The 23,138-nt window shown below is 44.6% G+C and carries 20 protein-coding genes, 9 tRNA genes and 7 pseudogenes; 12 read left to right on the forward strand and 24 right to left on the reverse strand.

The features are described 5' to 3' along the window. Nucleotides 1-471 precede the first annotated feature (471 nt). Nucleotides 472-1,134, forward strand: coding sequence for a peptidase M16 family protein (locus UA76_RS24705; protein ID WP_238322274.1), 663 nt, complete (start codon nucleotides 472-474; stop codon nucleotides 1,132-1,134). After that, entirely contained in the window at nucleotides 1,104-1,769 is a 666-nt protein-coding gene (locus UA76_RS24710; RefSeq protein ID WP_238322275.1) for a hypothetical protein, read from the forward strand. Before UA76_RS24705 ends, UA76_RS24710 begins: the two co-directional genes overlap by 31 nt. A gap of 53 nt (nucleotides 1,770-1,822) precedes the next feature. Here UA76_RS24710 and mgtE read toward each other — a convergent pair. The 12 genes and pseudogenes from mgtE to UA76_RS11420 form a co-directional block, all read right to left on the reverse strand. Then, nucleotides 1,823-3,192: pseudogene (gene mgtE / locus UA76_RS11365) on the reverse strand (magnesium transporter). Nucleotides 3,193-3,305: 113 nt separating this feature from the next. Next, complete coding sequence (locus UA76_RS11370; RefSeq protein ID WP_047046129.1) at nucleotides 3,306-3,581, reverse strand: HPr family phosphocarrier protein; 276 nt, start codon at nucleotides 3,579-3,581, stop codon at nucleotides 3,306-3,308. 2 nt (nucleotides 3,582-3,583) lie between these two features. Then, a pseudogene (rapZ, locus tag UA76_RS11375) lies at nucleotides 3,584-4,443 on the reverse strand (RNase adapter RapZ). A 7-nt stretch (nucleotides 4,444-4,450) separates the two neighbouring features. Further along, nucleotides 4,451-4,897, reverse strand: coding sequence for a PTS IIA-like nitrogen regulatory protein PtsN (gene ptsN / locus UA76_RS11380; RefSeq protein WP_047046131.1), 447 nt, complete (start codon nucleotides 4,895-4,897; stop codon nucleotides 4,451-4,453). A gap of 2 nt (nucleotides 4,898-4,899) precedes the next feature. Continuing rightward, complete coding sequence (gene hpf / locus UA76_RS11385) at nucleotides 4,900-5,187, reverse strand: ribosome hibernation promoting factor (RefSeq protein WP_047046134.1); 288 nt, start codon at nucleotides 5,185-5,187, stop codon at nucleotides 4,900-4,902. A 26-nt stretch (nucleotides 5,188-5,213) separates the two neighbouring features. Then, nucleotides 5,214-6,679: pseudogene (locus UA76_RS11390) on the reverse strand (RNA polymerase factor sigma-54). Nucleotides 6,680-6,726: 47 nt separating this feature from the next. After that, nucleotides 6,727-7,452 carry an LPS export ABC transporter ATP-binding protein gene (gene lptB / locus UA76_RS11395; protein WP_047046137.1) on the reverse strand — a complete coding sequence of 242 codons (726 nt, stop codon included), beginning with the start codon at nucleotides 7,450-7,452 and terminating at the stop codon, nucleotides 6,727-6,729. 2 nt (nucleotides 7,453-7,454) lie between these two features. Beyond that, on the reverse strand, nucleotides 7,455-7,955 hold the full coding sequence (gene lptA / locus UA76_RS11400; RefSeq protein WP_047046141.1) for a lipopolysaccharide transport periplasmic protein LptA: 501 nt from the start codon (nucleotides 7,953-7,955) through the stop codon (nucleotides 7,455-7,457). Further along, a complete protein-coding gene (gene lptC, locus UA76_RS11405) occupies nucleotides 7,936-8,499 on the reverse strand; it encodes an LPS export ABC transporter periplasmic protein LptC (protein WP_047046144.1) in 564 nt (187 codons plus the stop codon). Before lptC ends, lptA begins: the two co-directional genes overlap by 20 nt. Continuing rightward, nucleotides 8,496-9,053, reverse strand: coding sequence for a 3-deoxy-manno-octulosonate-8-phosphatase KdsC (gene kdsC / locus UA76_RS11410; protein WP_047046147.1), 558 nt, complete (start codon nucleotides 9,051-9,053; stop codon nucleotides 8,496-8,498). Before kdsC ends, lptC begins: the two co-directional genes overlap by 4 nt. After that, nucleotides 9,053-10,015, reverse strand: coding sequence for a KpsF/GutQ family sugar-phosphate isomerase (locus UA76_RS11415; protein ID WP_047046151.1), 963 nt, complete (start codon nucleotides 10,013-10,015; stop codon nucleotides 9,053-9,055). The genes kdsC and UA76_RS11415 overlap by 1 nt, the downstream gene beginning before the upstream one ends. 20 nt (nucleotides 10,016-10,035) lie before the next feature. Further along, nucleotides 10,036-11,000, reverse strand: a pseudogene (locus UA76_RS11420) (calcium/sodium antiporter). A 253-nt stretch (nucleotides 11,001-11,253) separates the two neighbouring features. Between UA76_RS11420 and mlaF the strand changes: the two are divergent. From mlaF to UA76_RS24715, 10 genes and pseudogenes are all read left to right on the forward strand, one after another. Then, nucleotides 11,254-12,047: pseudogene (mlaF, locus tag UA76_RS11425) on the forward strand (phospholipid ABC transporter ATP-binding protein MlaF). Continuing rightward, on the forward strand, nucleotides 12,047-12,838 hold the full coding sequence (mlaE, locus tag UA76_RS11430) for a lipid asymmetry maintenance ABC transporter permease subunit MlaE (protein WP_047046154.1): 792 nt from the start codon (nucleotides 12,047-12,049) through the stop codon (nucleotides 12,836-12,838). Before mlaF ends, mlaE begins: the two are co-directional and overlap by 1 nt. Nucleotides 12,839-12,887: 49 nt before the next feature. After that, nucleotides 12,888-13,373: an outer membrane lipid asymmetry maintenance protein MlaD gene (gene mlaD, locus UA76_RS11435; RefSeq protein ID WP_047046157.1), complete on the forward strand. Its 486-nt coding sequence runs from the start codon at nucleotides 12,888-12,890 to the stop codon at nucleotides 13,371-13,373. Between the two features lie 9 nt (nucleotides 13,374-13,382). After that, nucleotides 13,383-14,021 (forward strand): ABC transporter substrate-binding protein, encoded by a 639-nt coding sequence (locus UA76_RS11440; RefSeq protein ID WP_047046160.1) that lies wholly within the window; start codon nucleotides 13,383-13,385, stop codon nucleotides 14,019-14,021. Further along, complete coding sequence (locus UA76_RS11445) at nucleotides 14,018-14,326, forward strand: STAS domain-containing protein (protein ID WP_047046163.1); 309 nt, start codon at nucleotides 14,018-14,020, stop codon at nucleotides 14,324-14,326. Before UA76_RS11440 ends, UA76_RS11445 begins: the two co-directional genes overlap by 4 nt. A gap of 13 nt (nucleotides 14,327-14,339) precedes the next feature. Next, nucleotides 14,340-14,594, forward strand: coding sequence for a BolA family iron metabolism protein IbaG (ibaG, locus tag UA76_RS11450; protein ID WP_047046166.1), 255 nt, complete (start codon nucleotides 14,340-14,342; stop codon nucleotides 14,592-14,594). A 9-nt stretch (nucleotides 14,595-14,603) separates the two neighbouring features. After that, nucleotides 14,604-15,868, forward strand: a pseudogene (gene murA, locus UA76_RS11455) (UDP-N-acetylglucosamine 1-carboxyvinyltransferase). Between the two features lie 109 nt (nucleotides 15,869-15,977). Continuing rightward, on the forward strand, nucleotides 15,978-16,703 hold the full coding sequence (locus UA76_RS11460) for a 1-acylglycerol-3-phosphate O-acyltransferase (protein ID WP_047046170.1): 726 nt from the start codon (nucleotides 15,978-15,980) through the stop codon (nucleotides 16,701-16,703). A 127-nt stretch (nucleotides 16,704-16,830) separates the two neighbouring features. Then, a complete protein-coding gene (locus tag UA76_RS11465) occupies nucleotides 16,831-17,562 on the forward strand; it encodes a serine hydrolase domain-containing protein (RefSeq protein ID WP_238322276.1) in 732 nt (243 codons plus the stop codon). Further along, nucleotides 17,553-17,879, forward strand: a complete 327-nt coding sequence (locus tag UA76_RS24715; RefSeq protein ID WP_238322277.1) for a serine hydrolase domain-containing protein — start codon at nucleotides 17,553-17,555, stop codon at nucleotides 17,877-17,879. Before UA76_RS11465 ends, UA76_RS24715 begins: the two co-directional genes overlap by 10 nt. 176 nt (nucleotides 17,880-18,055) lie before the next feature. On the opposite strand, the gene UA76_RS11470 is transcribed toward UA76_RS24715, so the two are convergent. The 12 genes and pseudogenes from UA76_RS11470 to UA76_RS11525 form a co-directional block, all read right to left on the reverse strand. Continuing rightward, nucleotides 18,056-18,131 (reverse strand) — tRNA-Asn (locus UA76_RS11470). A 5-nt stretch (nucleotides 18,132-18,136) separates the two neighbouring features. After that, a tRNA-Thr gene (locus tag UA76_RS11475) sits at nucleotides 18,137-18,212 on the reverse strand. A gap of 38 nt (nucleotides 18,213-18,250) precedes the next feature. After that, nucleotides 18,251-18,326 (reverse strand) — tRNA-Asn (locus UA76_RS11480). 25 nt (nucleotides 18,327-18,351) lie between these two features. Further along, nucleotides 18,352-18,427, reverse strand: a tRNA-Thr gene (locus UA76_RS11485). Between the two features lie 65 nt (nucleotides 18,428-18,492). After that, nucleotides 18,493-18,568, reverse strand: a tRNA-Phe gene (locus UA76_RS11490). Nucleotides 18,569-18,798: 230 nt separating this feature from the next. Beyond that, nucleotides 18,799-20,423 (reverse strand): annotated as a pseudogene (locus tag UA76_RS11495) (methyl-accepting chemotaxis protein). A 688-nt stretch (nucleotides 20,424-21,111) separates the two neighbouring features. Further along, nucleotides 21,112-21,187 (reverse strand) — tRNA-Asn (locus UA76_RS11500). A gap of 54 nt (nucleotides 21,188-21,241) precedes the next feature. Then, a tRNA-Phe gene (locus tag UA76_RS11505) sits at nucleotides 21,242-21,317 on the reverse strand. A 7-nt stretch (nucleotides 21,318-21,324) separates the two neighbouring features. Further along, nucleotides 21,325-21,400: transfer RNA gene (locus UA76_RS11510), tRNA-Thr, on the reverse strand. A 60-nt stretch (nucleotides 21,401-21,460) separates the two neighbouring features. Further along, nucleotides 21,461-21,536, reverse strand: a tRNA-Phe gene (locus tag UA76_RS11515). A gap of 103 nt (nucleotides 21,537-21,639) precedes the next feature. Further along, nucleotides 21,640-22,776 carry a membrane-bound lytic murein transglycosylase MltC gene (mltC, locus tag UA76_RS11520; protein WP_047046173.1) on the reverse strand — a complete coding sequence of 379 codons (1,137 nt, stop codon included), beginning with the start codon at nucleotides 22,774-22,776 and terminating at the stop codon, nucleotides 21,640-21,642. A gap of 79 nt (nucleotides 22,777-22,855) precedes the next feature. Then, a complete protein-coding gene (locus UA76_RS11525) occupies nucleotides 22,856-23,134 on the reverse strand; it encodes an oxidative damage protection protein (RefSeq protein ID WP_047046176.1) in 279 nt (92 codons plus the stop codon). Between the last annotated feature and the right edge of the window lie 4 nt (nucleotides 23,135-23,138).

The raw sequence follows: 23,138 nt of genomic DNA on the forward strand, positions 1-23,138 counted from the left end.
GCCATTTATAGACAAGCCTCGCTAGAAATAGCGAGGCTTTTTTGCGTTTGAATTCTCTCGCTTTTCAGTCTTCTTTCGAAAGATTTTTACAATGAGGCTTGCCTGTTCGCGAGACCCTAGAACTAGGCGTTCCCGCCTCCTTCCATTGATTAGAAAGCTTAGTCCGACGACTAGGCTTTTGTTCTTTCTACGTAAGCGCTTTTTTCGGCCAACGAGTTGAGTTAGGGCGTTAATCCCTCCAACACATTTCTCATGGTGTTATTTGTTGAGTCTATTTTGAGGTTTGACTGATAGGTTTTATTTATGGATAATCCTGCATTTGATTATAAAAATAGCAGAATTACCGAATGAATAGCGACTTGTGGTTATTTATGTTTGGGGATTAACTGCTTAGTCAGGGAAAGACACTAAGTCCTAATTGATGGTGATTAGGCATCGAGCAGGGAAGAACTAACTTTGCCGGAGATTAAAGTGTCTATTCAATACCGCCTCATCTTAAATACTCTATTTATCAGCTTGCTGCTTGTTTCGTCCACAACATTTGCATCAAAGAAAACTTCAATTTGGTATCAACATACCGACATTCAAATGCCAAAAGTAACTACGGTCGGTAGCCTAGAGAATGGCTTACGATATGTAATACTGCCAACAACTCGCTCGTCTAATGAGCTATCGCTTCGAGTTCGAATCGATGCAGGTGTCGCACAGGAGAATGGTATTAACCCAACTGCTCGGATTGCGGCTTTAAATGCCGTGTATGGGAGCGATTGGAACGTGGCTACAGATTACCAGCAGATAGTGTTTAGTATCGATTTTGTAACCGCGTCGGCTGAGGATATATATCTAGCTTTGAAAGCACTATATGCAGGTCTACAACCAAGTTCAGAATTACGTGAACCAAAACAACTGTTAGGGCTTGCTAAGCGTTCATTAACTGATATTGATGCACTCTTAACTGAGCGTCACCTTGATAATCTTATGGTTAACAATCACTTTGCTTATCTAGACCAAAAATCTTTGGAAAAGACCTCTTTGACTTCTGTTCAAGCCTTTGAAGAAAATTATTTTACTCCTAATAATACATCGATTGTTGTTGTAGGGGGATGGAGAGTAAAGCTGCGGTTAATGCGATAAAGCGTCAATTTGAGCAATGGTCAGTTCAGACGTCGGACAAAACCAAGGGTTCTTTTAATCACCTTGAACTTGTGGGTAAGAAGGCTTTGGTCGAGTCATACACGATTAGAACTGTTAGTAACTTTAGTGATGATATTGATAGCAAACTAAAACGCAAAGAGCTTCTGATGGCAACGTTGGCAAATGAGATGCTTGAACACCGCATCAAATCAGCTTTAAAGGCTCATAATTTATCGGTGCAAGTCGATGTAGATAATCAGGTTCTATATGATCACCGCATATTGTCACAAGTTCGCGTACTGGACTTTAATAACGTGGATAAGCGAAAGGTGTTTGATGTGATCAAAGCTGAAACACAAAGTGCGCTATCTTCAGGGTTTACTCAAGCGGAATATGAAATGGCAGTGAATACGGAACGTAAACGTCTCGCGGAAAAGACGCGCCGAAACAACCCTGACTTCTATACGCGTGACCAAGCAAACCGACTGGTTGCAGCAATTGATAGCGGAAGCGTTTATACGGACCCGTCATATGACTTAGACTTGCTCAACTTTCATGTAGCTCACCTAAATGAAGGTGACATTAGCAAAGAGCTTGAGCACCTTTGGTCTAAAAGCATCACTGATATTATGTAAACAACAAAAAAAGCAGCTCATTAGAGCTGCTTTTTTGATAGGGACGATTTTAACTACACAATTAGGTAGGAAGTCAGTACCGTCGCAAGACCTAGGAATACGGACAGGCCGACCACATCGGTAATGGTCGTCAATGCCATACCACCTGCTAATGCAGGATCGATGTTCATCTTCTTCAATAGAATAGGGATGGTAACACCAGCAACACCTGCGATGAGTAGATTGGTCATCATTGCGGCCGAAATAATGCCGCCTAACACCCAATTTCCCTTCCAAGCTACAACAATACCACCGATGATCAGTGCCCATAAAATGCCATTGAGGAAGCCAATCGCAGCTTCCTTCATTAACAGTTCTTTCTTGTTACTGTCACCGATATGGCCTAAGGCAAGGCCACGGATGACCAGAGCAACCGTTTGGTTACCCGCTACACCACCCATAGAAGGGACAATTGTCATCAAGACGGCAATTGCAGCCATCTGTTCTAGCGTTGCTTCGAACATGTTAGAGACAGAGGCCGCCGCTAGTGCCGCTAGTACGTTAACACCAAGCCAAACACTACGTTTTCGAGCTGATTTCACAACGGGTGCAAAGGTATCTTCGTCGTCATCCATACCCGCCATACTCATCATTGAGTGCTCGGCATCTTCACGGATAACATCAACCACATCATCAATCGTAATACGGCCAACTAAGTGCTGGTTTTCATCAACGACTGGGGCAGAGACCCAATTACGACGTTCAAAGAGGCTTGCTACATCAGAGTCGCTGGTTTCAACAGAGATGGCTTCATCGGCATGGTCCATAACCTCGCTGACTGCGATATCAGGTTGAGTAGTTAAAATGGTAGAAAGCGATAGGTGACCAATGAGTTTGCTGTCTTCATCGATGACATAAAGTGCATCGGTGGCGTCAGGTAGTTCCCCTTTCATGCGCAGATAACGTAAAACTACGTCGACATCGACATCACCACGAATCGTGATAACGTCGGTATTCATGATCCCGCCAGCGGTATCTTCTGGATAAGAAAGCGCTGTTTCTACACGTAGTCGATCTGCGGCATCCATTTGGGATAGAACTTCACGAGATACGTCATCGGGAAGACTTCGGAGTACGTAAGCAACATCATCCGTGTCCATGCCTTCCGTTGCTTCTGCCAGCTTCTCGGGCGCCATTTTAGAGACTAATGAGTCTTTGACATCTTCGTTTAGCTCATCGAGGATCTCACCATAATCTTCAGGATCGGTGAGTTGCCAGAGGACTTCACGGCTTTTACGAGGTGAGGCTTCGAGTAAGTGGGCAATATCTTCCGGCTCCATATCTTGGAGCTGGCGACGAACGTGAACGAAACGTCCGTTTTCAAGTGCTTCGCTGACTTCTTGGAGGGCTTGGTGGCTTGGTCGAACTCGATTTGTTCTGCCATTACTTCCCCCTTTTTTGATAATTATTAAGTGACTGGAATAGTATCGTAAATTAAGAAGTTGTTTAATAAGTTCTTATGAAGAAATTCTCTTATCTACTCATTGCAGTAGCGTACTATTCGTCTTCATCAAATTTATGTTCGATTAGAGCGCAAACCGCTTCTAATGACTCTTTTGCTTGTTGGCCTTCTGAATGAATCGTGACATTTTGGCCTTGTGCAGACTCAAGCATAAGAAGACCCATCACACTGTCGGCAGTTACGACTTTACCTTCTTGATTTTCGATAGTTAAAGTAGCATCGAATGATTGAGCAAGTTCTACAAGTTTCACGGCGGCTCGGGCATGCAATCCTAAGCGATTTTGTATCAGAACAGTTTTGCTTTGTTGCATGGTCAATCCTGCTGTTTCTCAAGAGAGGTGTGTCTAATTTGAACTTGATGGCCTAGCTGCTCGAAATATTCACCGATTTGCTGGGTGAGGTAAACCGATCTGTGCTTACCGCCAGTACAACCAATCGCTACAGTTAAATAACTGCGGTTGTTCTTTTCAAGTAGAGGGAGCCAGTGTTCAATGAATTTCTGGACTTGCTGTTTAAGCTCAATAACTTCGCTATGACCTTCCAAGTAGGAGCGAATTGGCGCATCCAATCCTGTCATTGGTCTGAGTTCTGGGACCCAATGTGGATTTGGTAGGAAGCGGACGTCAAACACATAGTCAGCGTCGCTAGGCAAGCCAAACTTAAAACCAAAAGATTGAAAGACCATGACGAGGTCTTTACGTTCGCGTCCTTCAACTCTCATTCTAACTGTTTCACTGAGATCGTGAAGAGACTGGTTACTGCTATCTAAAACAAGATCGGCTTGTTCTTTTAGAGGCGATAAGATGGATTTTTCCAAATCAATCGCTTGATCAAGAGAAGGCCTTGCCTCGCCCATCGATAGCGGGTGAAGTCGACGTGTCTCACTGTATCGCTTGAGAAGTGTTTCTTTGTTGGCATCAAGAAACAGAACGCTCACGTCCGTGTCTTTCTTTAAGGTTGCCAAAACATTTGGCACGAGTGTCGGTTCTTTCGGGAGATTTCGAATGTCGATACTAACGGCAACGTTTTGTCCGCCGTCTTTGACCGATTTTATGAAATCTTCGAGTAGCTTACTGGTAGATTGTCTACGCAGTAATAGCCTAAATCTTCGAGTACGCGTAAAGCGACACTTTTACCGGCGCCGGACTGGCCGCTGACAACAATAAGACGCATGGGGTAATTACTTACTGATCATAATGTCGTAAAGCTCTTCATCACTCTGAGCATTACGCAATTGTTTTAGGATTTGTTTATCGTTCAATCGCTCTGCCATTGAAGAGAGCGTTTTTAAGTGTTCTTTGCATTGGGCATCTGGCACAAGCAATGCGAACAACAAATCCACCGGACGGTTATCGATAGAATCAAACTCGATTGGTTGCTCACATTGAAGCAATACCGCTACGGCTTGGTCGCTAGAGGTCATACGCGCATGGGGAATGGCGATTCCATTTCCAATACCCGTGCTTCCCATCTTTTCACGGCTCAACATGCATTCAAAAAGTTCTGTTGAATTTTGACCTGTTTGCTCTGCAACGATCTCACTGATCATTTCAAGAGCTCTTTTTTTACTTGTTAATTGGACTGCACTTTTTGTGCAGTCCAATGAGAGTACTTCGCTTAATTGCATGGTTAGTGGCTACTTAGCTTTTCTTTGTGTTTGTTCAATTGGCGAACAAGCTTATCAACGAGTGCATCGATGGCTGCATACATATTTTCATCATCTGCAGTGGCATGGATATCACCTTGGTTTACATGGAGAGTGGCTTCAGCGATCTGTTGAACTTTTTCGACTCGGAGTGTTACGTGAACATTATTGATGTGGTCAAAAAATCGCTCAAGCTTTTGAAACTTAGAGTTAACATAGTCTTGCATTGAATCGGTAAGATCAACGTGATGGCCATTAATATTGATTTGCATAGACTTTCCTTCTAGGTTATTTAGCCTTATAGCAGGCGTTTGCGCTGACTGGAAGGGGCAATGCCCAAAGATTCGCGGTACTTCGCTATTGTCCTACGAGCGACTTGAATCCCTTGGTCAGCGAGTAGAGCTGCAATCTTGCTGTCACTGAGTGGTTTTGCACTGTTTTCAGCGGCAACCAACTTCTTGATGAGTGCACGAATTGCAGTAGATGAGCATTCTCCTCCATTGTCTGTACTGACATGGCTGGAGAAAAAGTATTTCAATTCAAAGATGCCACGTGGTGTATGCATGAACTTCTGAGTTGTCACTCGAGAGATAGTGGATTCGTGCATATCAACCGCTAGTGCAACATCATTGAGCACCATAGGTTTCATGGCTTCTTCTCCATACTCGAAGAAATCTCTTTGATGTTCAACGATGCACTTCGCAACTTTGAGTAAAGTCTCGTTTCTACTCTCGAGACTTTTAATTAACCATTTTGCTTCTTGTAGGTTGGATCGAATGTATTGGCTATCAGCACTGTTGCCTTTGCCGAGTTGTGCGTATTGCTGATTAACTTTCAGTTTAGGAACGCTATCTGGATTGATAGTCACAACCCATTTCCCATGATCTTTGAATACAGACACATCTGGGATGACGTACTCAGCATGATCGGGGGTGATCTTACTGCCCGGTCTTGGATCAAGTTGTTGAATGAGCTTAAGTACGTCTCTGAGCTCAGGCTCTTTTAACTTGGTCTCTTTAATGATGAGCTTGTAATCGCGGTTACCCAGTTGATCAATATGATCGGTGAGAACGAGCCTTGCCTCTTTGAGCCAAGGTGTGTCTTCTGGGAAAGTGGCTAACTGAAGCAATAAACAATCTTGCAAGTTGAGGGAGCTACGCCTAATGGGTCGAATTGCTGAACGCGTTTTCTTACCGCTTCGATTTCGTCGAGTTCAATCTCTTCGTTATCGAAACTTTCTAAGATATCTTCACAGCTAACGGTTAGGTAACCGTAGTCATCAACGGCATCGATAATGGCGAGTGCAATGGTGCGATCTGTTTCGCTGAAGGGAGTCAGATCGAGCTGCCAAATTAGGTAGTCGTAAAGCGATTGAGTGGTTTCACCTTGATAAACAGGCGCATCATCATCGAGTGCAATGCCAGTGCTGCCGGTATTGGCGCTATAGACATCTTCCCATGTCGTATCGATTTCTAACTCTGAGCTGATTTCAGACTTTTCGATAAGTTCTGAGCTGTCTGGCGCTTCAGGTTCTGCGACCTCAACAGTCGGTTCCTTTTCTTCGCTTTCACTGCTGGTTTTTGCCTCAGGCTGAGGCGCCTCATCACTGTTCTCTTCGACATCGAGCAATGGATTGGAATCCAGCGCTTCTTGTATCTCTTGCTGAAGATCTAACGTAGACAACTGCAACAGGCGAATCGCTTGCTGCAACTGAGGTGTCATTGCTAATTGTTGACCTAGCTTGAGTTGTAATGAGGGTTTCATTCAGTATTACTTGCCTTTTTTATTAGTATTGTTGGGTCTTACTTTAATCATAGTCGGAATTGTTCACCGAGATAAACTTGTTTTACGTGTTCGTTATTCAGAACTTGATCTGGTGTCCCTTCTGCGATGAGCTGCCCTTGGCTTACAATGTAGGCCTTCTCACAAACGTCGAGTGTTTCACGTACGTTGTGGTCTGTAATTAACACCCCAAGGCCTCGGTCACGTAGGTGCTCAATGATCTTTTTGATGTCGATTACCGAGATAGGGTCGACACCTGCAAACGGTTCATCCAATAGGATAAATTGTGGGTTTGCAGCCAGAGCACGGGCGATTTCAACGCGTCGGCGTTCGCCCCCAGATAATGCCATACCCGCACTTTTACGAATGTGCTGTATGTGGAATTCTTCTAATAGATCTTCGAGCTTGTCTTGGCGCTCTTCACGTGTCATTTCTTCGCGTGTTTCGAGAACTGCCATGATGTTGTCTTCAACAGAAAGCTTACGAAATATCGACGCTTCTTGAGGAAGATAGCCAATACCCATTCGAGAGCGGCTGTGCATTGGCAGAATACTGATGTCGGTATCGTCAATGCTGATCTGGCCTTCATCACGAGCCACAAGGCCAACAATCATGTAAAACGATGTTGTTTTACCCGCACCGTTAGGTCCAAGCAAACCAACAATTTGACCAGACTCTACTTGAAGGCTTACGTCTGAAACCACTTTTCTGTTTTTATAGCTTTTCGCTAGATGTTCTGCTTTGAGTATCGCCATAGTTAGTTTTCTTGTACTGCTTGCGGCTGAAGTACGGTCGAGACGCGATCGCCTTCATTACGACCATCCGCAATAAGCTTTTGAGACGTGATCCGATAGCGAATCTTGCTGCCACGAATAATACTGTCATCTTGAGAAAGCATCGCTTGGTCAATCATAGTGAGTAGATCATCAGCCATACTGTAATAAAGCTCTTTTGCTTCGCCATAAAGCGTTTTCCCATCGTCCGTTAACTGAGAGAAAGTCGCCACATCACCGTAGCCTTCAATTTCTTCAATCGAACCATCTTCTGCATTGCGGAAAACAATAACTTTATCGGCATTAATGTTGATGCTGCCTTGCTTAAGCTTCACATCACCAATGAAGGTCACTTTGTTACTTTGCATATCCAAATGTTGACTGTCTGAGTCAATGTAGACCGGTTGCTCACGGTCAGTGGATAGTGCAAATACGTTTGTGGAAGCCGCTAATAAAGCGATGAGGCTAAGGTGTGAGAGTTTCATATCTACCCTGAACAAAGTTGTATAGGATAGCGGTGTTATCAGCTAAATTGCCTTTCATCGCTTGTCCTACCGTTTCAAACTGTGGTCCAACAAGTACAACTTGGTTGTCAGCCCAAAAATCTCGGTTACCTAACTTGATGCTCATTTCATCGGTATGAAGAGTATCAAAGCCAGACTCTGGTAATAAGTTCGTACCTACGACATTGTCGTAGAGTGTTAATATTTCGTCTTCATCGAGAATGCCAATATCAGCAACGATTTCCCATTCCTGCACTGAGCCTTCGCGGTAAACCTTTAATACAGGGTTTTGGAAGACGGTATCGCCACTCGATGCGAAATGTTCTAGGTATTCTGAAGTTATCACATAACTGCGAATACCATCTGCAGCATACGATGTATTTTCTAAGTTTTCCCCGGTGAACATGGGTAGTTCGCTATCCGGTTCTACCTGAATATCATATTCAGGCGCTTTATCGTAAAGGTAATACGCTGACCATGATGCTATCACTAGCAACAGCGCATACCCAATACGAGCTAAATTCATATACTCAGGCCTTTGTGTGTATCGATTTCTCCACGAGCTTGCAGTATTAAGTCACAGACTTCGCGAACCGCGCCATGGCCGCCTTTGATTGTCGTAACGTAATTAGCACGACGAGCAAGTAATGGATGGCCGTCTGCCACGCACACTTTCAGGGCGACTTTTTCCATGACAGGCCAATCGATGAGATCATCACCGACATATCCAGTTTGCTCTGGAGAAATATTCAATTTTTTACCGATGTCCTGATACGCTCTTACTTTGTCATCTTGTCCTTGATAAATCAAAGAGATACCAAGTGCTTTCATACGGTTCTCAACAATTTGAGATTGACGTCCTGTAATGATGGCAATTTCAATCCCTGCATTCATAAGAGATTTTACGCCATAGCCATCTCGGGTATGGAAAGTTTTAAGCTCTTCCCCTTGGTTGCCCATGTATATTAGGCCATCTGAAAAGACACCATCTACATCACATATCAGTAGTCTTATATCTTTCGCGATATCGAGAATGGATTGTTCTACGTCGCCGTAGAGAGTTTCTACTCGTTGAGTCATTAAATGACACCTGCTTTTAGAAGATCGTGCATGTTTAGAGCGCCGACCAGTTTACCACCATGACATAGCATTAATCCATTAATGGACTTTTCTTGCATCAATTTTAGACCTTCAGCCGCGAGCAGGTTAGGGTCTGCGACGGTTGGATTCTTCGTCATGACATCGCCAATTTTAGCTGTGTGGATATCCACGCGCTTATCTAAAATTCTGCGTAAATCACCATCGGTAAAGATGCCCACCAGAGTGTCATCCTGATCGATAACGGCTGTCATCCCAAGGCCTTTCTGACTGATTTCCAGTAGAGCATCGCGCACTAATGTATCAGGCGTTACTACAGGTAGAGCGCTTTCAGAGTGCATGATGTCAGACAGCTTAAGCAGAAGCTTTCTACCAAGTGCGCCACCTGGGTGTGACATCGCATAGTCTTCGGTTGTAAAGCCGCGAGCTTGCAGCAGAGCAATCGCGACGGCATCGCCCATCACCAAGGTAGCAGTGGTACTTGCCGTTGGAGCAAGGCCCATTGGGCAAGCTTCTTTCGGTACTTTAATCGACAAATTAACGTCTGCTAATTTAGCCATGCTCGATTCTGGTCGGCCTGTGATACTTATAATTTTGATACCAAGGCGTTTTAGAATCGGATAAAGATCAAGTATCTCAGATGCTTCACCTGAGTTTGAGATGGCAATAACGATGTCTTTCGAGTCGATCATCCCTAGATCGCCATGAGCGGCTTCACCTGGATGAACGAAAAACGAAGGAGTGCCTGTACTGGCGAGCGACGCAGCAATCTTGTTACCAATGTGACCAGATTTACCTATGCCCATGACCACGACTTTGCCTTTACCATTCAAAATGAGGTCACAAGCCGTATCAAAAGTTTCATCAAAGTACTGTTCGAGCTGTTGCAGCGCATTAATCTCGGTGTTGAGAACTTCTAAACCAGCTGTACGGTAGTCAAACATCGTTATCTCCACGTTGAGTATTAAGCAGACATGTTCATTAATAGGTAGCTTGATAGCCAACAAACAATAGGGCAAGGATCGAACCTTCGATACGATTAATACTACGAGATTTACCCAGTGCCATCGCAACTAAAATTAGCGAAACGGCAAGCATAACCCAGAAATCTCGACCCATTGCATATTCACTGATTAGCGACGGTGCCAGAATACCTGGAATCCCCATTACCGCTAGGATATTGAATACGTTGGAGCCGATGATGTTACCTACGGCCATGTCATCTTCGCCCTTCATAACACCTGCAAGTGACGCTGCAAGCTCTGGAAGGCTGGTACCTACTGCAATAATGGTTAGGCCGATCACTAAGTCACTCATGCCAAAGTATTTTGCAATGATGACTGCGTTGTTGACTAACATATCTGCCGCTAATGGTAGAACAATTAAACCAATAACCACCCACATGGCTGCGAGTTTATTGCTGACACCCTCAGGTACTTCCGATTCTTGCTCTTCAACTAACGCATCGCCAGTTTGCTTCTCTTTCTGGCTAATGCGAAGCATAGTTATGATGAATGCAACAAATAGGACGAACAGTAGCGCGCCTTCAAAGAAGCCTAAATAGCTATCCCAAAGTAAGATACCCGATAAAATAGTGACACCAATCATTAGCGGGAGTTCACGGCGTAATACCGGTGAGCTAATGGATAGTGGTTTGATCATTGCGGTGATACCTAGGATAAGGGCAATGTTGGCAATGTTTGAGCCAATGACGTTACCCACTGCGGTATCGGTTTTGCCGTCAAGCGCCGCCGTTGCTGACACCATCATCTCAGGGGCAGAAGATCCCATTGCAAGGATTGTCATACCAATGACAAGGGGAGAAATACCAAAATTGCGAGCCAGTGCAGCAGCACCAAAGACCAATTTATCGGCGCTCCATACCAAGAAACCAAGGCCAACTATAAGAAACGCAACTGCTTCGAGCATGATGAATCCTAATCTATCAACAACAGAATAATTTAACCGTCAATTTTGACCTTTTGGTAACTAAAAGTGAAGCTGAAGATTCATTTTATTAGTCATTCTTATAAAAAACGCATAACAATGGTTAATAATGAAGTGGGTCAAAATACGTGGATTTGATTACGCTTTAATTGAACGGTGCTTTTAATTATGAGCAGTAGTGCTTATGATTGCGCATTGGTCAGGGATACAACGGTTAGGATGTCAAAGACAGCTTATGTCAGATAAGGATTTGGTTACCGTCAATAATCTCAGTTTTTCTCGTGCAGGAAGAAAGATCTTTGATGATGTAACTATAGAAGTACCAAAAGGAAAAATAACCGCCATTATGGGCCCCTCAGGCATTGGTAAAACGACCTTGCTGAGGCTAATTGGTGGTCAATTATACCTGAGAAAGGGGAGATTTGGGTGGATGGTGAGAACATTCCTAGCCTGAATCGTAGTGCGCTATATCGAGCGCGTAAAAAAATGAGCATGTTGTTCCAGTCTGGAGCACTGTTTACCGATCTCTCGGTATTCGATAACGTGGCGTTTCCACTCCGTGAACATACCGATCTCGACGAAACCTTTATTCGAACCCTTGTTCTTCTCAAGCTTGAAGCAGTCGGCTTAAGAGGAGCGGCTAGCCTAATGCCAAGTGAACTCTCTGGTGGTATGGCTCGCCGGGCGGCTTTGGCTCGCTCTATTGCTTTAGATCCTAGTCTGATCATGTATGACGAACCTTTCGTCGGTCAGGACCCTATTACAATGGGGGTGCTGGTGGAGCTTATAAGCAACTTGAACAAAGCGTTAGGTTTGACATCGATAGTCGTTTCACATGACGTTCCAGAGGTGATGAGTATTGCCGACAAGGTATATCTGCTTGCAGACGGTAAAGTTATCGCTTCAGGCTCACCAGCTGAGCTATCGGAAAACCAAGACCCTAGAGTGGTTCAATTTCTTCAAGGGAATGCCGATGGGCCCGTGCCATTTCGCTACCCTTCGCAAAGCATTGAAAAGGATCTGTTTTAATGTTGTCTAAATTGTTGAATACGATCAGTCAGTTAGGCGAGAACGCCATAAGGTTCTGCCGAAGTATCGGTCGCGCCACTTTGATGCTATGGGGTGCGCTTGTTGCAAAACCTCAGCCGATTAAAAATGCCCCTCTTCTTATCAAACAGCTATACAGTGTCGGTGTTCAGTCTCTGGCGATCATCATTGTTTCTGGTTTGTTCATTGGTATGGTGCTCAGTCTTCAAGGGTACGTAATTCTTGTGGATTATGGTGCTGAAGGAAGCCTAGGGCAGATGGTGGCGTTATCACTTCTGCGTGAACTTGGCCCCGTAGTCACTGCTCTGCTTTTTGCCGGGCGTGCGGGCTCGGCACTGACCGCAGAAATTGGTTTGATGAAAGCAACGGAGCAAATATCGAGCCTTGAAATGATGGCGGTCGATCCTCTTAAACGCGTTATTGCTCCTCGCTTTTGGGCAGGGCTTATCTCTATGCCTTTGCTGGCGATGATCTTTATGGCAGTCGGTATTTGGGGCGGTGAGCTCGTTGGCGTGGATTGGAAAGGCATTGACCACGGTAGCTTTTGGTCCGCAATGCAATCATCGGTAGAACTTGGTCAAGATATTGGAAACAGTATGATCAAGTGTCTTGTTTTCGCTATCACGGTGACTTGGATTGCTGTTTTTAATGGATACGATGCAATACCGACTTCGGAAGGTATTAGCCGTGCAACAACGCGTACCGTTGTTCACTCTTCTCTCGCTGTATTAGGGCTAGACTTTGTACTAACTGCCCTAATGTTTGGTAACTAATACTTCAGAAAGTACCTTAAGAATTAAATTGGATGTTTGGGAATTGATCATGCAACAAACTCGAAAAATGGAATTAATGGTCGGCAGTTTTGTCCTTGCCGGAATTTGCGCAATATTGGTAATGATCTTTCAAGTTGCTGACGTTAAGAGCTTAGGCAGCAGCGATACTTATACTCTCAATGCAGAGTTCGACAATATCGGTAGCCTAAAAGTGCGTTCTCCTGTCAAAGTCGGTGGGGTTGTGGTTGGCCGAGTAACAAAGATAGAGTTGAATTCAGACTCTTTGATCCCGGTGGTTTCGATGGCAATTAGCAGTCGCTATAACCAATTTCCAGAAACCTCGAGCGTTAAAATACTTACCTCGGGTTTGATTGGCGAGCAGTACATCGGCCTCGTTCCTGGATTTGTATTTGATGATGAAGAGATGCTAGCCGATGGTGACTTAATTGAAGACACCAAGTCAGCGCTAGTTTTAGAAGATTTGATTGGCCAAGTGCTGTATAGCGTTGGCGGAAGTGACTCGGCTGAAGAGTAGGAGATAGGGATGTTAAGAAGTGTATTGATAGGTTTTGGCCTACTAATTAGTTCAACGTTTGCCAGTGCTGAGCTGGTGGACCAGTCACAACCTTATGAAATGATGAAAGAAGTGGCTGAAATTTCTTTTGCACGCTTGAAAGAAGAGCAGCCGCTTGTCAAAGATGATCCTGACTATCTTAAAACCATAGTTGAAGAGGAACTGATGCCTTACGTGAATGAGCGTTATGCGGCACTTAAGGTGATTGGCCCACAATTAAAGAAAAACAAACGTGAAGACGTTTTAGTTTTCATTGATGCTTTCAGAGGTTATTTAGTCGCCTCAATTGCCCAAGTATTGACAGAGTACACTGATCAAACGATTGAGTTTGGGCCAGAGCCTCAACTTGATGAAAGCCGTCGAATTACTGGTGTGAAAGTCGATATTGTCGATACACCAAGACCAAACATTAAGTTGGAATTTACCCTACGTCGGAGTAAAGACGGCAAGTGGGAAGCGATTGATATGATCGCGGAAGGGGTGAGTTTAATCTCAAGCAAGCAGTCTGAGTGGAGCGGAAAGATTCGCCAAGAGGGCGTGCTAGCAGTGGCGAAAGACCTCGAAAGATTGGCTGCAAAGCCTATCCAGTTTGAGAGCAAAGCCCAATGAGTCACCCACAATGGCAACAATCGACGGCAGAGAAAGTCTCTCTGTTAGGTGATATTGATAGAGAGAGTGTGCCTAACCTTTGGATGTTTATTCAAAGCTGGGCACCGCAAGATCCTAAGGTAGAAATCGCCCTGGATCACGTTCAGCGCATAGACTCCGCTGGAATGGTGATGTTAATCCACCTAATAGAGCATGCAAAAAAGCAAAACTGTCATATAATGCTCAGTTTCGTGCCAGAACAACTGAGCACATTGTTGCAGCTGAGCAATGTAGAATCGATGTTCGCTGAACATATTCAAATTTAAGCAGGGGTGTATCGTGGATAGCGCAAAAGTACAACAGTTATTAGAACAAGCACTAAAGCTAGAAGAAGTGCATGTGAAAGGTGAAGGTAGCCATTATGAAGTGGTTGCTGTTGATGCTTGCTTTGAGGGAATGAGCCGCGTTAAGAAGCAACAGTTAATTTATGCTCCACTTATGGAGTACATTCAAAGAAATGACATCCACGCTGTTTCAATTAAAGCTTTCACTCCAGAAGAGTGGGCTCGCGATAAGAAACTGATGTCGCTGTAAGGTTAGTTAATGGAAAAGTTTCGAGTTATTGGGTCAGATAAGCCGCTACAAGGCGAAGTGACCATTTCAGGTGCAAAAAATGCTGCACTGCCAATTTTGTTTGCATCCATCCTTGCAGAAGAGCCGGTACAAGTGAGTAATGTGCCACGCTTGCGCGATATCGACACAACGATGGAGTTGCTTAAGCGTTTGGGCGCTAAAGTCGAACGTAATGGTTCAGTTCACGTTGATCCAAGTTCAATTAATGAATATTGCGCACCATACGATCTAGTAAAAACAATGCGTGCTTCTATCTGGCGTTAGGCCCATTGGTTGCGCGTTTTGGTCAAGGTCAGGTTTCTCTTCCTGGTGGTTGTGCTATCGGTGCAAGACCCGTGGATCTGCATATCCACGGCTTAGAGCAGTTGGGCGCTACAATTACACTTGAAGACGGTTACGTAAAAGCAAGCGTAGATGGCCGTTTGAAAGGTGCACACATTGTTATGGATAAAGTGAGCGTGGGTGCCACGATCACCATCATGTGCGCGGCAACGCTAGCAGAAGGCAAAACCACGCTAGACAATGCGGCTCGTGAACCTGAAATCGTTGATACGGCCGAGTTCCTGAATAAGCTAGGTGCCAAAATCACCGGTGCGGGAACCGACACCATCACAATTGAAGGCGTAGAGAGACTCGGTGGTGGCGAACACGCAGTTGTCGCTGACCGTATCGAAACCGGCACCTTCCTAGTGGCTGCTGCGGTTTCTGGTGGTAAAGTTGTTTGTCGTAATACCAAAGCACACCTACTAGAAGCGGTATTGGCTAAGTTAGAAGAAGCTGGTGCATTAGTCGAGACAGGTGAAGACTGGATCAGTGTTGATATGACTGGTCGTGAGCTTAAAGCGGTGACGGTGCGAACTGCGCCTCACCCAGGTTTCCCAACCGATATGCAAGCTCAGTTCACATTGCTGAACCTGATGGCAAAAGGTGGTGGTGTGATTACCGAAACCATCTTCGAGAACCGTTTCATGCACGTTCCTGAACTGATGCGTATGGGCGCGAAAGCAGAGATTGAAGGTAACACAGTTATTTGTGGTGACCTTGAAGAACTGAGCGGCGCTCAAGTGATGGCGACTGACCTTCGAGCTTCAGCAAGCTTAGTGATTGCAGGCTGTATCGCAAAAGGCGAAACCATTGTCGACCGCATCTATCACATAGACCGTGGTTACGACAAAATCGAAGATAAGCTTTCAGCGCTGGGCGCTAATATCGAGCGATTCAGAGACTCAGTTTAACTTGAGCTAACATTTGTAAGCCGAAACTTAGGTTTCGGCTTTTTTATGAGTTGAAGATCAGTTAAAGTCTGGGCTGTTAAGTTGAGCTTTGCTGTTCTGGAGAACAAGAATGATTGCACTATTACGTGTATTTGCAGTCGCAATCTTTGCGATTGTTATGTTTATCTTTGGTTGTGGTTATTGCCTATTAAGCCCACGTAATCCAAAGCACGTGTTTACTTTTGGCCGCATCTTTGGCCGTATGTCGAAAGTATTCGGCATTAAACTAGACCTGCGTATCCCAGAAGATGCCTACAATCGCGGTCAGCATATTTACATCGCCAACCACCAGAATAACTGGGATATGTTTACGGTTTCTTCAGCTGTAACGCCAAAAGTGGTAACAGTGGGCAAAAAGAGCTTAGCTTGGATGCCACTATTTGGTCAGCTTTATTGGCTAACGGGTAACATTCTGATTGATCGTGGCAATCGCTCAAAAGCAATGGGTACGATTGACCAAGTGGTTGAAAGTGTGAAAAACAGTGATGTTTCGGTTTGGATGTTCCCAGAAGGCACTCGTTCGAGAGGACGCGGTTTACTGCCGTTTAAGACAGGCGCTTTCCACGCAGCGATTGGTGCAGGCGTACCTATTATTCCAATCGTGTGCAGCTCTACAGGCGGCATTAAGCTTAATAAGTGGGATAATGGCCATGTTATCGTTGAAATGCTTCCTCCAATCAGCACAGAAGGTTACGGTAAGGAAAACATCCGTGAACTTGCTAACCTTTGCCGTGAGCAGATGAAACAGAAGTTGGAAGAGCTGGATAGCGAAGTTAAAGATCTCAACAAAGCATAGACTTGACTTAGAGTTACAGAAAAGCGTGCGATCAGTCGCACGCTTTTTTTATATCTGCTGCAGCACGAAGAACTGACAGAGAGGGATGGTTTACTATCCAAGCTCACAATCGAGTGGAGCTGTATAGATGAAGATACGCATACTTCTTACCTTAGTCGTTTTGATATTAGCTGGTTGCGAACGCAACGATATGGAAGTGGTGACAAGTGCGGAGCGGTTCGATCCAGTAGAGGCACGAGTTCGTTCTGGCAAAGCCAACAACCTGCACTCGCTGGTGGTATGGCAAAACAACCAGAAGGTTTTTGAATTACATAAGCAGGGGAGTGGCAGAGTAGGCGATCGTCATACCCCCAATGTCCCTGTTGCTATCGATGAGCTGCATAACCTCCACTCTATTACCAAGTCATTTGTGGCGACTTTGATTTTTATCGCGATTGATGAAGGAAAGCTCGACAGTTTGGATACGCCAGTATTCTCACTATTTCCCGAGTACCAACACTCTGACCGCGATGAAAAAATGCAGATAAAAGTACGAGACGTGATGAACATGTCGACGGGCTATGCATTAGATGAGCTAGCGACCTCCTACAGTAATACCATGGCGAGCGTGTTCACTCGCCACTACATGGCCTCAGATCTTCTTGAGCAGTTTCTATCAACCCGTCTGGCGTCAGAGCCTGGGGCAAATTTTTCGTATAGTGGGCTTTCCACTGTCGGACTATCTAAGATTATTGAGCGTGTCTACGATAAGCCGTTTGCGAATGTGATGCGTGAAAAGTTGTTCCAACCTTTAGGGATCACAAACTATCAATGGGGTACTCAACACGGCAGTGGTGAACCGGGTGCTGATTGGGCTTGATGTTAACGCCCGAAGATATGGGTCGATTTGGTTTAATGTGGCTAAACAAAGGGCAGTTCAATGCCCAACAAGTAGTTGATGCGAAATGGTTCGATCAACTAAAGAAAAGTGCCTTTCCCGCTTACGATATGGGTTATGGCCTCCACTTCTGGCAAATCCCAAATATTGATGGTGCGGTTGCCGCGGTAGGGATAGGAGAGCAATACATCATGATGCTGCCAAGCAAACAAGCTGTGATCGTTGCAACTGGTGGTAACTATGATGATCCATCAAAGCCGACCTTTAGTACTCTAAAGCTATTGTCTCAGCAGCTATAGAGTTTTAGTTAGAGTGTATTAGATACGAAAAAAGCCAAGTCTTTCGACTTGGCTTCTTAAATATGGCTCCCCCTGCGGACTCGAACGTGGCCGGCTAGGTCTGAGACATTAACTTGGAACAAGTTAGTCGCTTTAAAACGAAAAAAGCCAAGTCTTTCGACTTGGCTTCTTAAATATGGCTCCCCCTGCGGGACTCGAACCTGCGACATACGGATTAACAGTCCGCCGTTCTACCAACTGAACTAAGGGGGAAAAGATGGTGCCGACTACCGGAATCGAACTGGTGACCTACTGATTACAAGTCAGTTGCTCTACCTACTGAGCTAAGTCGGCTTTTTAATTAACAAGCAAAGAGCCTATCAATTTAAAAGTGGCTCCCCCTGCGGGACTCGAACCTGCGACATACGGATTAACAGTCCGCCGTTCTACCAACTGAACTAAGGGGGAATTATCTTTTCTTGCAAAGAATGAATGGTGCCGACTACCGGAATCGAACTGGTGACCTACTGATTACAAGTCAGTTGCTCTACCTACTGAGCTAAGTCGGCACACTATATTCTGTGCTTGCTTGATGTTTTGTTCTTTTTAGAACGAGACACCAACAAATAAATTGTGGTGCCCGGAGGCGGAATCGAACCACCGACACGAGGATTTTCAATCCTCTGCTCTACCGACTGAGCTATCCGGGCGACGGGGTGTATTAAACGGTTTTTCGTGGTGTAGGTCAACACTAAAATGCAAAAAAATTGTCGTTTGTTGCTTTTCTATACTTAGTGGGCTGTTTTTGTCCATTTATGAGTTAAATCGAGTATTTTTTCAGTGCTAGGGCAGTATCACGAGCATCCTGAAAAACAGTTTACTCTGGCTTAAATAGAAAAAAGCACGCGATTAAGCGTGCTTTTTAGGTCTATTAGATAAGTTACTGCTTCACAGTAAACTTGCTTACCCAGTTCTCTAGCTCGTTAGATAGGCTTGATAGGGTTTGAGTACTGTTGTGGCTCTCTGTTACCACTGCACTTAGCTGCGTGCCGCTCTCTTCGATCATGTTGATGCGCTGAGAAATATCGTCACTCACTTGAGTTTGTTCTGCTGCAGCGGTGGCAATTTGATGACTCATTGCAGAAATCGACTCTAGTGCAACCACAATTTGTTGCAGTGCTTGCGATGCATTCTCAGATTCTACAACTGTGCTTTGGCTCGTTTCAGCACAGATTTCCATTGTATGGATAGCGTTACGAGAGCCTTCTTGGAGGTTATGAATCATCTGCTGAATCTCTTTTGTACTATCTTGCGTACGTCCTGCAAGGTTACGAACTTCATCAGCTACAACCGCAAATCCTCGACCTTGTTCGCCAGCACGTGCGGCCTCGATTGCGGCGTTTAGTGCGAGTAGGTTTGTTTGCTCAGCGATATCACCGATTACATCAAGAACTTTAACGATGTTGTTTACGTCGTTGTCTAGATCGGCAACCGCTTGGCTTGCTGTGCCAAGTTGCCCTGCTAAACCTTGAATGTTCTCAACTGTATTGTGGATTAGCTGCTGAGTGTGCTGGCTCTGTTTATCCGCTTCATCGGTATTACTTGCTGTATCGCGAGCTGAGTCGGCAACATTGTTGGCAGAAGAAGCCATTTCCGTCATGGCCGTTGCGATCATTTCGGTTGACTGTTGCTGAGAGTCGGTGAGCTCAGCAATGCTTCCAGCACGGCCTTCTACATTCGAAAGCTCTGAGCGAAGCGCTAGCATTGACGAAGTTAGGTTACTAACTAATTGAGCAAGAGATTGACTCATTTGCTGAACAGAATAGTAAATGCTGCCTTTTGGTGCGTCTGTTTCAAAGTTAGTTTGAATTTCGCCACGAGCAACGGCTTGTACCGCTTCACTTACTTCACTTGGTTCGCCACCAAGCAGCGTGAGAATACGGCGCATTGAAACGATCAATAGAGTTAAAATAGCGGCCGCAATGATTAAACAAAGTGCTAGCTGCCATTGCGCCGTTGACCAGAAGCGTTCGTTAACTTCATCAAAGCTGATGCCTGTGCCTACGTACCAACCCAACGAGGGGATTTTTGAGCAATTGACAATTTGTAGTCAATCGAGCCATCTGGGTAGGCTGATGTCCACTCGTATTGAGCGATACCATTCGGCTGTTTGTTGATTGCGTTAATTAAGATCTCACCAACGCTATTACCACTGCCATCTTTGAAGTCATGGAAACTGGTTCCGTGAAGTTGAGGGTCAAGTGGGGTCGCAACGAATATCATGTTCTCATCAGCAACATAAACGTACTCGTTGTCTTTGTAGATATTGTTTCTTAGAAGGCGAGTGGCTAACTCTTTTGCTTGTTCTTCAGTTAGCGTGCCATCGGCTGCCATTTTCTCTGCTTCGGATAAGATGCTGTAAGCACTTTTGAACAGCTCAGTTACGCGAGATTGGTTATCTTGATCACTGGCTACCCTAAGAGCCCATAAACCTGTTGCCGCCAATGCAAGTAGCGCAACCAGTATTATTCCCGACAGCAAATACGCTTGTGTTTTTAGTTTCATAAGTCCCTCACGGCAAACAGTGCGTGTAATTTTACAGTATTTAATTTTTATTAATTCATTAATGATAATGTAAGAATTATAAAAGCGGGCAACTGAATAAACTGAAAGTATGACGCGGATTAAATTTTTGATACAAAAAAAGTCGCCAATGTTCATTTGATTGCAATGAATTTAAGTTCTATAAAATCCCTGCTTTTGGGATATATCCACCTTGATATGTAAGGGTTTGGAGATATATTCTGGAACGAAGATCTCTTTTATCTATTGTTTGATTTAGAGGGCTCTGAAATATCAAAAATGCTTGAACTTTAGCAGAAAGCCTGGCTGTGATTACGACTGATTATTATCGCTAACTGGCTGTTTATTCGGTCTGAAGTGAGAATAGTAGATATTAGTGGAGAGTATTTCTTAGACTGGTAGTGAATCACGCCGCACAAGCTTTATTGGATATGTTTCAAGTTAGGAGAGATACAGCTTGTCGATTTTGGATATTAGCTTTGAGCAAGTTAGTCGTTTTAAAACGAAAAAAGCCAAGTCTTTCGGCGGGGACGCCTAGTCTTGGCTTCTTGAAAGTGGCTCCCCCTACGGGACTCGACGCGGGCGGCTAGCTCTGAGACATTTACTTGGAACAAGTAAGTCGCATCTTAAAACGAAAAAAGCCAAGTCTTTCGACTTGGCTTCTTGAAAGTGGCTCCCCCTGCGGGACTCGAACCTGCGACATACGGATTAACAGTCCGCCGTTCTACCAACTGAACTAAGGGGGAATTATTTGTGTTAACAACTGGCTAAGAAGCCATTATTTGTTAAGCACCAAATAATGGTGCCTCGAGGCGGAATCGAACCACCGACACGAGGATTTTCAATCCTCTGCTCTACCGACTGAGCTATCGAGGCAAAAGAATGGTGCCGACTACCGGAATCGAACTGGTGACCTACTGATTACAAGTCAGTTGCTCTACCTACTGAGCTAAGTCGGCACACTGTATTCTTTGTGCTTCGCTGATGTTTAATTTTACTAGACACCAACAATCAAATTGTGGTGCCCGGAGGCGGAATCGAACCACCGACACGAGGATTTTCAATCCTCTGCTCTACCGACTGAGCTATCCGGGCGACGGAGCGCTATTAAACGGATTTTCGGCCTTGGCGTCAACAGGTTTTTTTAAATAATTTCAAAAAAGTGCACGTTTGCTTGGTTTTTAGTCAAAACCAAACGTTAAGTGCCACCTGCGTTAAATTCTCTTTTGTAATTTGTAACTTTTTCTAGGTAACGACGTGCTTCCGCGTTGGAGTGTTTATTGGTCAGCGCCCAATAAACTTGATTTGGCTGTAGCGAGTTGAGCCTGCTCATTGCATTGCTGCGGCTATTTTGGTCAAAAGTGTTAAGTACACCTCCAGCGCCACCGTTGTATGCTGAAATCATGCTGTACTCGAGTGAAAGTGGGTGATTCACATCTTTCAGATAGCGGTTTTTGAGCAGATAGAAATAAGCGGTGCCCGTGTCGATGTTCTTTTCAGGATCGAATAAGTATTCCGGAGAAGGCTCACCAGATTTCTTCTTCACCAGTTTAAATACGTCGCGACCTGCTGTTTTTGGAACAACCTGCATCAAACCATAAGCATTCGCCCAGCTGACTGCATAGGGGTTAAAACTACTTTCTGTTTTGATGATGGCATAGATGAGATCTTCTGGAATGTCATAACGCTGAGAAGCGCGACGAACAATATCGGCGTACTTATAGCTTCGGATCTCAACTTGATCTTCAACCATTGGGATCTCTACGTAATAGGCTTTCTTAAAATCGACATTCTTGGTTTTAAGCTCATTTTCAATCAAGTAATCAGCAAAACGGTTGGCACGCCAAGACCACTGAATGGCTTTTTTTTCGTGGTCAACGACCTGTTTATAAAGAAACGGGCGACCTTCTAATTTGATGTCTTTGGAAGAGAATAGATCGACATTCAGCGGATCGTCAGGGGTGAGCAGTGTGGTGACGATAGCAGTCTTTAGGTGACCTTTAGGATCGGTAGGTGAAACCGTCTCGATAGTGATGGTGCCTTTGTCAAAGTTAACTTCTGAGCGACTTAAATAGTTGTCGATATATTTTACGTAGTTACTCTTACCCGCAACTTTGATCTCTTTAGAACCCCAGCGCTTTTTGATGTCTCCAGAGAAACTAGAGATAAGAGCATCAAGCGCGGCACTGTCTTTTTCAAACTGGCCGGGCAGTTCTGCAAGGTTTTTTGCAAAGCGATTAGTCGGTTCGTAGTTCACATCGTAAATGCTCTCAACGAACTCACGGCTACAGCCTGCCAACAGTACCATTACACAGAAAAAAGCTAGCTTTTTCATACTCATCCTAAATATAAAAATGACATCAAAGCGATGCGTTGATGTCATTGTTTTTGCTATCTATTCGCCTTACAGCTAATTATTTTTGCTCACTTGGTGGCGTGTAACCTTCGATGTGAACATCTTTGCCTTCAAATAGGAAACTCACCATTTCAGCTTCAAGAAGTTTGCGATGTTCTGGGTCCATCATGTTCAACTTCTTTTCATTGATCAGCATGGTTTGCTTGTGTTGCCACTCAGCCCAAGCTTCTTTTGAGATGTTGTCAAAAATGCGCTTGCCCACTTCACCTGGGTAAAGTTGGAAATCTAGGCCATCAGCCTCTTTCTGTAGTCGCGCACAAAATACGGTACGGCTCATAACG

Source organism: Vibrio mexicanus, assembly GCF_001012815.1.
GTDB lineage: Bacteria > Pseudomonadota > Gammaproteobacteria > Enterobacterales > Vibrionaceae > Vibrio > Vibrio mexicanus.

Excerpts from the sequence above, each read along its gene's own strand:
- ptsN (WP_047046131.1), bottom strand. The coding sequence starts at position 4,897 with ATGCAATTAAGCGAAGTACTCTCATTGGACTGCACAAAAAGTGCAGTC.
- UA76_RS11415 (WP_047046151.1), bottom strand. The coding sequence starts at position 10,015 with ATGTTTGACTACCGTACAGCTGGTTTAGAAGTTCTCAACACCGAGATT.
- UA76_RS11370 (WP_047046129.1), bottom strand. The coding sequence starts at position 3,581 with ATGCAACAAAGCAAAACTGTTCTGATACAAAATCGCTTAGGATTGCAT.
- mlaE (WP_047046154.1), top strand. The coding sequence starts at position 12,047 with ATGTTGTCTAAATTGTTGAATACGATCAGTCAGTTAGGCGAGAACGCC.
- UA76_RS11440 (WP_047046160.1), top strand. The coding sequence starts at position 13,383 with ATGTTAAGAAGTGTATTGATAGGTTTTGGCCTACTAATTAGTTCAACG.
- UA76_RS11465 (WP_238322276.1), top strand. The coding sequence starts at position 16,831 with ATGAAGATACGCATACTTCTTACCTTAGTCGTTTTGATATTAGCTGGT.
- mltC (WP_047046173.1), bottom strand. The coding sequence starts at position 22,776 with ATGAAAAAGCTAGCTTTTTTCTGTGTAATGGTACTGTTGGCAGGCTGT.
- UA76_RS24710 (WP_238322275.1), top strand. The coding sequence starts at position 1,104 with ATGGAGAGTAAAGCTGCGGTTAATGCGATAAAGCGTCAATTTGAGCAA.
- lptB (WP_047046137.1), bottom strand. The coding sequence starts at position 7,452 with ATGGCGATACTCAAAGCAGAACATCTAGCGAAAAGCTATAAAAACAGA.
- UA76_RS11460 (WP_047046170.1), top strand. The coding sequence starts at position 15,978 with ATGATTGCACTATTACGTGTATTTGCAGTCGCAATCTTTGCGATTGTT.
- hpf (WP_047046134.1), bottom strand. The coding sequence starts at position 5,187 with ATGCAAATCAATATTAATGGCCATCACGTTGATCTTACCGATTCAATG.
- lptA (WP_047046141.1), bottom strand. The coding sequence starts at position 7,955 with ATGAAACTCTCACACCTTAGCCTCATCGCTTTATTAGCGGCTTCCACA.
- kdsC (WP_047046147.1), bottom strand. The coding sequence starts at position 9,053 with ATGACTCAACGAGTAGAAACTCTCTACGGCGACGTAGAACAATCCATT.
- UA76_RS11445 (WP_047046163.1), top strand. The coding sequence starts at position 14,018 with ATGAGTCACCCACAATGGCAACAATCGACGGCAGAGAAAGTCTCTCTG.
- UA76_RS11525 (WP_047046176.1), bottom strand. The coding sequence starts at position 23,134 with ATGAGCCGTACCGTATTTTGTGCGCGACTACAGAAAGAGGCTGATGGC.
- lptC (WP_047046144.1), bottom strand. The coding sequence starts at position 8,499 with ATGAATTTAGCTCGTATTGGGTATGCGCTGTTGCTAGTGATAGCATCA.
- mlaD (WP_047046157.1), top strand. The coding sequence starts at position 12,888 with ATGCAACAAACTCGAAAAATGGAATTAATGGTCGGCAGTTTTGTCCTT.